Below are 11985 nucleotides of genomic sequence, written 5' to 3'. Positions count from 1 at the left end.
TAAGAATATTTTCTTGAATAACCATTTGTAAAAATTAGTTATTCAACAACCTATATTTAGTATTAAAGGAAACAGTTAAATCTCCATCTTGAGCACTTTTCATAAGCTGTTTTAATTTATACATTGGCTTTACAATAGATTTTGTGAATATAACAACTAAAAATTCAGCTATTATTAGAGCTATAATAGCTGCAATAAATGAATAATACTTTATATCTTCAACTACTCTAAGGCTCTCACTTTCAGGAAATACACCAATTGTTTCCCAGCCAGTGTATTTTGATTTAAACTTGGTCAACTGATAATTTTCTCCATTAATATTTTTTATTATTATTTCATTATTAATTTCATCAATCCACTCATTTTTAACTCTATAAACTATATTATTAACAGGTGTATAAACAATTTCCTTATTATTATCCATAATATATACAAAGCCTGCTGTTCCCGGTTTTGAATTTTCAATTATTTCCTTTATTGCATCTAATTTTATGTCAATAAGAATTACTCCTTTTATTTCTTTAGTACTTGCATCCACAACTGCCTTAGACATAGAAAAAACTTCATCAGCAGAATAACGAAAAATATTATCAATATTCCTTCCTACTGGCTTCGTAAATATTTGTATATTTTCAGGATCATTATAAGCTTTAGAATACCACTCTTCTGTTATAAGTGAATCCCTTGATACTCTATTCATTACATCACTTATATATCCACCATTACGATTTACTATCATTATTCCAGCAATATCACGATTAAATTTTACAAAATTATATATTGATTTATATGCTTCATCTTCAAGATCATTATTATCCAACTTATTATCATTAAAAAATTTTAATATCCTTGGATCTATAGACATATAATTGATTATATTTTCAGTATTATTAACATAAGATTCAATATTATTATTTATCTGCTTTATTATTTGATTTGTGTTTTCATTTTGTGAAAAATTAATTGAGTTTTTATACAATAAGTTTCCCAAGGTTGTTATTGTAAGTGTAACTAATAAAATTACCCCAAAAAAATAAAATACAAGCTTATCTTTTATGCTCTTATTCATATAATAAATTTTTATCTTGTTCAACTTATTCCCTCCAAAAACTCAAATTCTATCAAACAAATTAAGCTTATACTCTAATACTTGTTGGTTTTTACTATCTAATTTTAACTCAATTATTAGTGTCAGTCACCAATAATAAGCAAAAATAGAATGATCATTTGCTTCTATGAAAAGAGTTTCTACAAATGTTCATTCTATTTTCAACTTATATATTAAATTCATTAGGGTAAATATGAATGAAAAAAGTAACTAAATTTAAGTTGCGGTAACCTTCCGCTTTTCATCTCTAATAACTATAATTCTTTGTAATACTATAAATACAAACAACAACATTCCTACTGCTATTTTGGTCCACCAAGAATTTAATGTTCCATCAAACATTATTAAACTTTGGATTATTCCTGTTGTAAGTACTCCAAATAGTGGTCCTATAATATTTCCATATCCTCCAGTTAATAAAATACCACCAATTACGCAAGCTGCTATTGCATCCATTTCCATTCCATTACAATGAAGTCCATATCCTGAAAGTGTATAAATTGTGAATAGCAAACCTCCTAATGATGAGCAAAAACCTGAGAATGTATATACAAGCACTTTTGTTCTTTCTACTGGTAACCCCATTAGCTTAGCTGAATTTTCATTACCACCAATTGCATAAACTGTTCTTCCAAATCTAGTGTATTTAAGCATATAAAATGCTGCTGCTACAACTATTAAACTAATAACAACATTAATTGAAATAAATGCTCCTGGTAATATTGATATTCTATATGATGAAATATTAGTGAAAAAAGGATTATCAATAATAATCGTATCAATACTTATAATGTAACTCGCACCTCTTGCAAAGAACATTCCAGCAAGTGTCACTATCCAAGGGTGTAATTTAAATTTTTGAATCAAAACTCCTTGAACTGTTCCAAAAACAATTCCTACTATAAGAACAATTAGTATTACTACTACTGGACTTACTCCCTTTTGTAATAAGCTTGCAGTAATCATACTCACAAAAGCTATCATCGAACCAACTGACAGATCTATTCCACCAGTTAATATTGTTACAGCTTCACCAACTGCTACAACTATTAAATATGCGTTATCAATAAATAAGTTAGTGAATACTTGAGTTGATAAAAATCCTCTAAACATGACTGAACCTATTAAAAATAATCCTATAAATAAAGCGATTGTAGCATAAATTGCAATATAGTCTTTATTTATTTTTAATGTTTTCTTTTTTTGTATTGATTTATTCATGCTCTAATCACCTCTTTTTCCTTTAAATTTGGTTTAGAAGATTTTTTTATTGTAAGCATTTTTCTAAATTCAGGTGATTGAATTATACATACAACAATGACAACTATAGCTTTAACAACTAATGTGATTTCTGGAGCAACTCCTAAGCTATAAATGGTTGTTGTTAAAGTTTGTATAAATAATGCACCTACAACTGTTCCAGAAAGATAAAATCTTCCTCCAGACATAGAAGTTCCGCCTATAACTGTTGCAAGGATTGCATCTAGTTCTAGCCACAAACCTACATTATTGGCATCTGCACTCTTTATGTTTGAACATAATATTATTCCAGCTATACCAGCAAGTATTCCGCAGATAACGTAAAGTGAAAATACAACTTTCTTAGATTGAATACCTGCAAATTTACATGAATTGCTATTAACTCCTATAGATTCTATAAATAATCCTAAAGCTGTTCTTCTTATTAAGAAATACATTATGAGTGCAACAGCAAGAGCAATAAATATAGCTACTGGAAGTAAAATATATCCTGTTCCAATAAAGATAAAATCCTTATTTGTGAAAGTTAAAATTTGCCCTCCTGTAATAAGCTGTGCAATACCTCTTCCAACTATATACAAAATCAATGTTCCAACCATTGGTTGAACTCCTATATACGAAACTAAAAATCCATTCCATACACCACAGATCATTCCACTTACTACACCTATAGCTATTGCTAAAGGAACAGATCCACCATCAACAATAACAGTTGCAGAAAGAGCTGCACTTATAGCTATTATTGAACCAACCGAAATATCTATGCCTTGAGTTGCAATAACAAGTGTCATTCCAAGTGATATTAATATTAACGGAGCTGCACGATTTAATATATCAATAGTATTTCCAAATAAATGTCCGTCTTTCATGGTTATGCTCAAAAAGCTTGGTGTCATAATAAAGTTAAATAAAAGCAATACAATTAAACTAGCTAAGGGCCAAAATATTTTTGCACTATAAATCTTTTTTAAGATATTTTCTTTTTCTCTAGTCTCCATCCTATCTTGCACCTCCTGCTATAGTTTTCATAATATTTGATTCTTCTATTTCTTCTCCAACCAATTCACCTATTATGTTTCTATCTCTAAGAACAATTACTCTATCACAGCATTTAACTACCTCTGGAAGCTCTGATGAAATAAATAAAATTGTCATCCCTTGTTGTGCCAAGGCTAAGATTAATTCTGTTATTTCACCCTTTGCACCAATATCTATTCCCCTTGTAGGTTCATCCAAAATCAATAACTGTGGTTCAGTAGCAAGCCATCTTGCTAAAATAACCTTTTGCTGATTCCCTCCACTTAAATTGCTAATTTTTTGTTCCATACTAGGAGTTTTAATCCTAAGTAAATCAATATATTTTTGTGAAATTTCTTGTTGCTTCTTCATTGGCAGATATTTAAATATGCCTTTATTTGCTTGTAAGGCCAAAATTATATTCTCTCTTATTGTTAAATCTCCAACTATACCTTCAACTTTTCTGTCTTCTGGACAGAACCCAAAACCTTCCTCAATTGCTTTTTGAGGATAAATATATGAATAAGACTTTCCATTAATAGTAATATTACCACTAGTTGATTTATCTACGCCAAATATTGTTCTTGCACATTCGCTTCTACCTGAACCAAGAAGTCCTGCAAAACCAAGGATTTCTCCTTTTTTAATTTCAATACTATATGGATTTATACTTCCAAGTCTTCCAAAATTATTTGTTGATAATAAATTTTCTCGTTTTACATTTAAGGTTTCTTTTTTAATTCGAGTACTTTTTTGAATTTCACCATAGTCCTTACCAATCATCTTAGAAACTAATTCAATTCTAGAAAGCTTGTCAGCATCATATGTTCCAACTAATTCACCATTTCTAAGTACTGTAAGTTTATCTGAAACTTCATATACTTGGTCTAAAAAGTGAGTAACAAATATTATGGACATTCCTTCTTCTTTAAACTTTTTCATAATTTTAAATAATTGCTTTACTTCCTTATCATCTAAACTAGATGTTGGTTCATCAAGAATTAATATTCCTTTAGAAATATCTACTGCACGAGCAATAGCAACCATTTGTTGAACTGCAACGGAATAATTATTTAATGCTTTCTTTACATCTACCTTTAAGTTTAATCTTTCTTCTAATAACTTTGCAGCATCAGAATTCATTTTCTTCCAATCAATACTTCCGTTTTTCTTAGGTTCACGCCCAATATATATATTTTCAGCAACTGTTAAATTAGTACATAAATTAACTTCTTGATAAACAGTACTAATTCCATGATTTTGTGCTTCTTGTGTAGATGAAATTTTAATTTTTTTCCCTCTTAATATTATTGTTCCTTCATCTATTTCATAAACACCAGTAAGCACTTTTATTAAAGTTGATTTTCCAGCTCCATTTTCTCCCATCAATGTATGAATCTCACCCTTTTTAAGAGTAAAGTCAACATTGGAAAGGGCTCTGACCCCTGGGAAAATTTTACTAATATTTTTCATTTCTAAAACTATACTAGAATCACCCATTTTCATCACTCCTCTTACTATTACACCTGTACGTACTCCTTTAATTTTAATATAAGAGCATGGACTAAAATCCAGCTCTTATACTTATTAAAGTCTAATATTTTCTGTTAGGTAATTCTTTTGCCGCATCCTTTTGTAAGAATTGACTTTCTTTTGAATTTATAACTTTTTCAACTTCTTTGCCTTCTAATATATTTTTAGAAACTTCTAATAATTGTGGTCCTAGTAATGGGTTACACTCAACAGTTGCATTAGCTTTTCCATCAACCATTGCTTGGAAAATATCTTTAATACCATCAACTGAAATTATATAAATATCTTTTCCTGGTTTTTTACCATATTCCTCTATAGCTTGGATAGCTCCCATTGCCATATCATCATTATGAGACCATAATACATTTATTTTATCTCCATCTGATTTTAAGAAAGCTTCCATAACTTCTTTACCTTTTGCACGAGTAAAGTCACCAGTTTGTGATTTTATTATTTTATAATTAGGGCAATCCTTTATTGTATCATTAAAGCCTTGTTGTCTGCCAACCATTGCTGTTGAACCAACTGTTCCTTGAAGTTCTGCTATATTAAGCTTTGCATCTTTTCCAAATTGATCTATTATTATTTTAGCTGCCTTTTTACCCTCTTCAACCATATCTGAACCTAAGAAACACTTATAAAGTGTATCATCTGAAACTGTAACTTTTCTATCAACAATAACTACTGGGATTTTAGCATCTTTAGCTTCTTTAAGTACTGTATCCCATCCTGTTTCAACAACTGGGTCTAATGCTATTAAATCTACTTTTTGAGCAATAAATGATCTTATAGCTTTAATTTGATTTTCTTGTTTTTGTTGACCATCAGAGAATTTCAAATCAAAATTAGGATCTAAAGTTGGAATTGACTTTATTGAATCTGTTTCGGCTGTTCTCCAGCCACTTTCTGCACCTACTTGAGCAAATCCAATTACCTTTTTAGCTGATGCACTTTTACTTGCTGTTTGTGCCGAGCCACCACTTGCATTTGAACCTCCACAACCTGCAAGCATCCCTATACATAGAACTGTACTTGCTACTAATGCCATCATTTTTTTTAACTTCATGATTAATTCCCCCTACAATTATGTTTTCGTTTTCATGAGTTAATTATATATCTTGAATTTTAAAATGTATTTATACTAATCAGCACTTTTGTGCACTTTTAAGATTTCAAACTATATTTTTTTATTTAAGTCTATATTTATTAATTTCCCATAGTTTCTTTAGTAATCTTACTACATTCCAACAATACTCTCTTAGGAATATCTTTTTCTTTATTTAATATCCTCATTCCATACTCTAGAGCTTCTTTTCCACCAGTTTTACAGGTAAAAGTTCCATATAACATTCCCTTCCTGACTAGCTCTATTCCACCTTCCGGCCCTTCCAAGCCATCAACTCCAATTATCTTAATATTTCTGCAATTTGTACTCAAGGCTGCATAATATGCTCCTAGAGCCATATAATCACTATGAGCAAAAATTATATTTATATTTTTATTATCTTTTAATATTTCTTCCAGCTTATCTTCTGCTTCATTCCTTTGCCAATTTCCTACTATAGTTCTATCTATGTTAACATTTTTATATTTGCTAATAGAATCTTTAAAGCCGCTAGTTATTTCCTTATCAGTACTTGAATTAAGCAATCCTTGAACTTCTATAACATTCACTTTGTTGTTCCCTGCTAATTGCCCCACTAAATCTCCAGCTTGAGCACCTATATATTTTGTATCTGAGCCTATATATAATGTATAATCGTATCCTTCAACAGCCTTATCTAATATAATAACAGGAATAGACTCATATGCTTTTCTTACTGTTGTTGTTAATTCTTTAGAATCATTAATAGATACTATTAATAAATCCGCACCAAAATTAATTAAATCTTTTATATCTTTTTTTTGCTTTTCTGTATCTCCACCTGCATCTTTATAAATAACTTTTACATTTTTATATTTCTTAGCAGCCTCTTCTATTTCTTTATTCATATATATTCTCCAGGGCTCATATAAATTAGCTTGAGACATTCCAATTATAAAAGTATCTTTCTTTTCAGAATTTGCCCTAATTTTATTAGATGTAAAAATTACTAATGAAACTATACATATAAAAATTACACCTAAAAAAATTTTATACCTTTTATTTTTCATTATTATTTACCTCTCTTATATTCCGTTGGAGATATTCCAACCACCTTTTTAAAAGCTCTGCAGAAATAATGCTGATTACTATACCCCACTAACTCTGCAACATCATATATCTTAACTGTTGGATCTTCTAAAATATACATTGCCTTTTTTATTCTTATATTTGTCAAATAATCAATAAACGATAATCCTGTTTCCTTTTTTAATAACTTGCTTAAATATGACGCACTAACTTCTAATTTTTCAGAAATATTATTAATATTAAGTTCATTTAAATAATAATTTTGCTCTATATATTTTATTGATAAAAGTACTATAGAACTACACTTCTTTTTTTCATTAACTTTATTTATCATATTTAAGTAAACTTCTTTGACTTTTAAAATTCCCCCAGCTACATTAGCTTGTTCTATTATTACATTACACTTCAAATACTTAAATATTTCAGCTTCTAAATGTTTGCCAATATTAATCCACTCCAGCATATCAACTATATTACTTACAACTATAATATTTTTCCTATCATCATCAAAAATAAATTCAACATTTGTTTCCTTTAACTCATCACTTAATAAATTAATAATTGCAAATCTTAATAATTCTGAGTTCCATTTCTTGTCTACTATATCAATATTCAATTTATCATATAACTTTAAAACTATAAGTCCTATGCTGTTTCCTAAATCAACATTAAAAAACCTCATTTCTTTTAATACATCTTCATCCGCCAATTTATTGTTCAACCATTTACCAAAAAAATTATTTTTCAATACATCCATATTTTGATTTAACTGCTTCTTAACCCATTCTAAATAATTATGTTCTTTTTCCTCAGCATTAAGTTTATTAACAGCTTTTATTACTATTTCTTCCATATTCTTTTTACTCACCGGTTTTAAAATATAATCAAATACATTAAGCTGCAAAGCTTTTTGTGCATAATGAAAATCATCATATCCACTTATTATAATTACAATACTTTTATTATTTATCTCTTTTAATTTTTCTAGAAGGTTTAGGCCATTTAAAAAGGGCATATTAATATCTAATAAAATAATATCAGGCTTTTTTTCACCTATTACCTCTAAAGCAATTTCACCATCTTCAGCTTCTCCTACTATTTCAATATTAAGCGCCTCCCAATTTAAAAGGTTTACAATTCCTCTTCTAATTTTAGGCTCATCATCAGCAACAACCAACTTCCACATAAACGCCTCCACTTTCCCTTGATTCTCAAAGATTTACAAATTTAAAGATTTTATTAATAAAATAATTGTTTGTACAATTTTCTTGTATTATAATATGCTTGTGCATACATCTATAATAATATATACTTTATGTAAATGTATACTAAATTTTATTTATTAACTTTGGAGGTGCTCATAATGTCAATAGAAAAAAAACTTTTTGGAACAATGCCTAATGGAGAAGAGGTTTATATTTATACTTTAAAAAATTCAAATAATATGACAGTAGAAATTTCTGCCTACGGTGGTACAATTGTTTCAATAAATGTTCAAGATAAAGACGGAAAATTCCATGATGTGACGCTTGGATATGAAACTTTAGATGGTTATTTAAAAGGAACTAAATTTTACGGAGCATTAATAGGACGTTTTGGAAATAGAATACAATATGGAAAATTCACTCTAAATGGCAAAGAATATCAATTAGCACAAAATGATGGACAAAATCATCTTCATGGAGGTCCAAAAGGTTTTGACAAAGTTGTATGGACTGGAAAAATAATCGAAGAGGAAGCTAACAATTTAGAACTTTCTTATTTAAGCCCTGATGGCGAAGAAGGATATCCTGGAAATCTTACAATTAAAGTTAATTATGTTCTTACTGAAGATAATGCTTTGGAAATAAATTATTCAGCAACTACTGATGCTGATACGATTTTAAATCTTACAAATCATGCTTACTTTAACTTATCTGGTCATTCTTCAGGTGATGTTCTTAAGCAAAAATTAATGATTAATGCAGACAAGTTTACTGTAAATGATAAATATTCAATTCCAACTGGAGAAATTAAAGAAGTTGCTGGAACACCTATGGACTTCAGAACATTAACTCCTATTGGTACAAATATAAATAGTGACTATGAACAAATTGTTTTTGGTAATGGCTTTGACCATAACTGGGTATTAAATACTAACGGTTCTATTTCTACAAAAGCAGCTCAAGCTATTGCTGAAGATACAGGAATTGTAATGGATGTTTATACAACAACTCCTGGAGTTCAATTCTATAGCGGAAACTTTATTGATGGAGCTGAAACTGGTAAAGAAAATACTGTTTACCAAATGAGAAATGGTTTCTGTTTAGAAACTCAATTCTTCCCTAATTCTATTAATTGCAGTAATTTCGCTTCACCAATACTTAAAGCCGGAGAAGAATACAAACATAAAACAGTATATAAATTCTCAACTCTATAATTAATAGCATATTCTTTAAGATTATTATAATGGATAATTAAGAAATATATGACTGGTTTCAAAAATAATAGTTTATATTATCTTTTGAAATCAGTCATATTTGCCCTCTTAATTGTCCAAATCATACCAATAGAATACTAACAACTCTAATTCTTTTCTAATCTCTTATATTAAAACATCCAACATTTAACCATATTTTTAACTTATAAATACATTTAAAACCAGCATTGAATATCATATAATTACAAAAGAAAACGATTTTATATGTTCAAATGTAGTTTTTCACAACTCGTATTCTAAAAATATAAGCTTATTAAATTGTTAAAGGGGATTTAAATATGTATACTAGCTTAAGAGAAATCATGAAAAATTATTCTATACGTACCAAATTAAAACGAACCTTTGAAACTATTTTAGGACTCACTTTTATTCTAATGATAATAACAATATCAATAGTTCTATTTATATCTTCTAGAACTACTTCATTATATAGCGGGCCATATAAAGTATCTCAAACTATTTCTGATATTAGAGTAAATCTTCAAACCATGAATATGAATATGTACAAATCTATTGCCGAGACAGATTCAAATAGTAGAAGTGTTTATCTGCAACAAGCTGATGAAGAATACAGCAAATTATCAGCAAATATTGATATTCTAAAAGAAATTTATAAAGACGATTCTTCATTGCTAGATGAATTTACATCAAGTGTAAAAAATACAGAGGATAAAAGAGCAAAATTAAGTGAATTACTTAAATCAAATGCTAATCCCTCTATAATGAAAATAAGTCAAGATACTTACTCCCTACAAGTTATAAATGCACAAAATTGTATACTTAAGATTTTTGAAACCTCACAGCAAAGTGCTAGTTTATTTGTAAGCAGCTCAAATATTTACAAGTATTTGTCTCTAGGAATTATAATTTTTATTATGATTATTTTAACAGCAATTTCGATTATATTAATTAAAGTGTTAGGCGATTCACTACTTGAGGGAATTAATCATATTAAAGACATTGCAAAAAATTTATCTTCTGGCAATCTAAAAATCACTTCAACATATGAATCGAAAGATGAAATGGGAGAAATGTCTAAAGATTTAACCTCTTCTATAGATATGCTTGTTTCCTACATTAATGATATAACCACTACACTTGAAAAATTAGGAGATGGTAATTTAAATATCAACTTAAATTCTTCAATAAATTATATAGGTGATTTTACTCCAATACAAAAATCAATTGAGAATATTATCAAATCACTCAATAATATATTTTTTAATATGCATCAATCAATAGCTTCAATTTCAACAAATTCAGACCAGTTGTCCTTAACTACTCAAGTGCTTTCAGAAGGTTCCTCAGATCAAGCTGGAGCTGTTGAAGAGCTTTTAGCTAGCTTTACTGAAATACTAGATCAAGTTAAAAAGAATACTGAAAATGCTGAAAAAGCTAATGATTTTTCTAACAATACTAAAGAAATTGTGAAAGTTGGAAATGAAAAGATGCAAGAATTAATGGATTCAATGCAGGAAATAACAGTTTCTTCGAAAAAAATTGCTGCAATTATAAGCACAATAGAAGATATTGCTTCCCAAACAAATCTTTTAGCACTTAATGCAGCAATTGAAGCTGCAAGAGCCGGTGAAGCTGGAAAAGGATTTGCAGTTGTAGCAGAAGAAGTAAGACAACTTGCAGAGCAGTCTGGTGAAGCAGTAAATAATACCACTAAAATTATAGAAACTTCTTTATCAATGGTTAGCATAGGTGAAAGACTAGCTAAGGAAACAGCTGCCTCTTTAAATAACATTGTAAAAAATGTTGATGACACAGCTACTCTTGTAAAAGAGATAACTATAGCCTCTGAAAACCAAACTGAAGCAATAACCCAAATGACTTCTGGAGTTGAACAAATTTCTCAAGTAGTTCAAACAAATTCAGCTACAGCACAAGAAATTGCAGCTTCAAGTGAAGAATTGGTTAGCCAAACTCAGCTTATGGAAAAGGAAATTTCAAGGTATACTCTAAGCAATTAATAAAATATTTGAAATAAACTTTAAGTGCATTTTAATATATTCACCTAAAAAATGTATTTAAAATCATGAATATAACCTATTTAAATTAGCTCAAAATCTCATTATCATATAATGGCTGTAGATAAATTTTGAAATAACAAATCTATCTACAGCCATTTTTAATAATTCCTAAAATTCTTGTCTTCTTGCTTATTAAACTTCTTCCCATAGCATTAGGTTTACTATTTTAATTTTTTAATTACTTCCCTAACTGAACTTTAGTCTTATCACTTATCTCCTTACTATTTCCTAAAACTCTAGATACTGTTGCTGGAGAAACATTAGCTTCTTTAGCTACATCTTTTATTGTAACTTTCATATTTTCCTCCTATTTATAATTCCCGATCTGTTAAGTTATATGAACATTGCGCTTCTCAACCTTAGGAAATACAATAGG

At 28.9% G+C, this 11985-nt stretch carries 10 protein-coding genes; 2 read left to right on the top strand and 8 right to left on the bottom strand.

Annotated elements, in window-relative coordinates:
* Window positions 1–34: 34 nt before the first annotated feature.
* The 7 genes from GXK56_RS27045 to GXK56_RS27015 all read right to left on the bottom strand — a co-directional run bounded on the left by GXK56_RS27045 (window position 35) and on the right by GXK56_RS27015 (window position 8277).
* Window positions 35–1093 (bottom strand): cache domain-containing protein, encoded by a 1059-nt coding sequence (locus GXK56_RS27045; RefSeq protein ID WP_243156283.1) that lies wholly within the window; start codon window positions 1091–1093, stop codon window positions 35–37.
* Window positions 1094–1324: 231 nt separating this feature from the next.
* Window positions 1325–2329 carry a galactofuranose ABC transporter, permease protein YjfF gene (gene yjfF / locus GXK56_RS27040; protein WP_160693342.1) on the bottom strand — a complete coding sequence of 335 codons (1005 nt, stop codon included), beginning with the start codon at window positions 2327–2329 and terminating at the stop codon, window positions 1325–1327.
* On the bottom strand, window positions 2326–3366 hold the full coding sequence (locus GXK56_RS27035; protein ID WP_160693340.1) for an ABC transporter permease: 1041 nt from the start codon (window positions 3364–3366) through the stop codon (window positions 2326–2328). The genes yjfF and GXK56_RS27035 overlap by 4 nt, the downstream gene beginning before the upstream one ends.
* Window position 3367: 1 nt before the next feature.
* Entirely contained in the window at window positions 3368–4885 is a 1518-nt protein-coding gene (locus tag GXK56_RS27030) for a sugar ABC transporter ATP-binding protein (RefSeq protein WP_160693338.1), read from the bottom strand.
* A 94-nt stretch (window positions 4886–4979) separates the two neighbouring features.
* Complete coding sequence (locus GXK56_RS27025) at window positions 4980–5984, bottom strand: ABC transporter substrate-binding protein (RefSeq protein ID WP_160693336.1); 1005 nt, start codon at window positions 5982–5984, stop codon at window positions 4980–4982.
* 140 nt (window positions 5985–6124) lie between these two features.
* The gene (locus tag GXK56_RS27020; RefSeq protein ID WP_160693334.1) at window positions 6125–7072 is read right to left on the bottom strand and encodes a substrate-binding domain-containing protein; all 948 of its coding nucleotides are present in this window, start codon (window positions 7070–7072) and stop codon (window positions 6125–6127) included.
* A gap of 2 nt (window positions 7073–7074) precedes the next feature.
* Window positions 7075–8277 carry a response regulator gene (locus GXK56_RS27015; RefSeq protein ID WP_160693332.1) on the bottom strand — a complete coding sequence of 401 codons (1203 nt, stop codon included), beginning with the start codon at window positions 8275–8277 and terminating at the stop codon, window positions 7075–7077.
* A gap of 177 nt (window positions 8278–8454) precedes the next feature.
* Here GXK56_RS27015 and GXK56_RS27010 point away from each other — a divergent pair, with 177 nt between their 5' ends.
* Complete coding sequence (locus GXK56_RS27010; RefSeq protein ID WP_160693330.1) at window positions 8455–9510, top strand: aldose epimerase family protein; 1056 nt, start codon at window positions 8455–8457, stop codon at window positions 9508–9510.
* Window positions 9511–9848: 338 nt separating this feature from the next.
* A complete protein-coding gene (locus GXK56_RS27005; protein WP_160693328.1) occupies window positions 9849–11549 on the top strand; it encodes a methyl-accepting chemotaxis protein in 1701 nt (566 codons plus the stop codon).
* Window positions 11550–11787: 238 nt separating this feature from the next.
* On the opposite strand, the gene GXK56_RS28450 is transcribed toward GXK56_RS27005, so the two are convergent.
* Window positions 11788–11907, bottom strand: a complete 120-nt coding sequence (locus GXK56_RS28450) for a LacI family DNA-binding transcriptional regulator (protein ID WP_243156282.1) — start codon at window positions 11905–11907, stop codon at window positions 11788–11790.
* Between the last annotated feature and the right edge of the window lie 78 nt (window positions 11908–11985).

It is taken from the genome of Clostridium sp. C2-6-12 (assembly GCF_009928485.1).
Taxonomy (GTDB): Bacteria; Bacillota; Clostridia; order Clostridiales; family Clostridiaceae; genus Clostridium.
The sequence above is the reverse complement of the archived record's forward strand: the minus strand, read 5'-3'. Positions and strand labels throughout refer to the sequence as shown.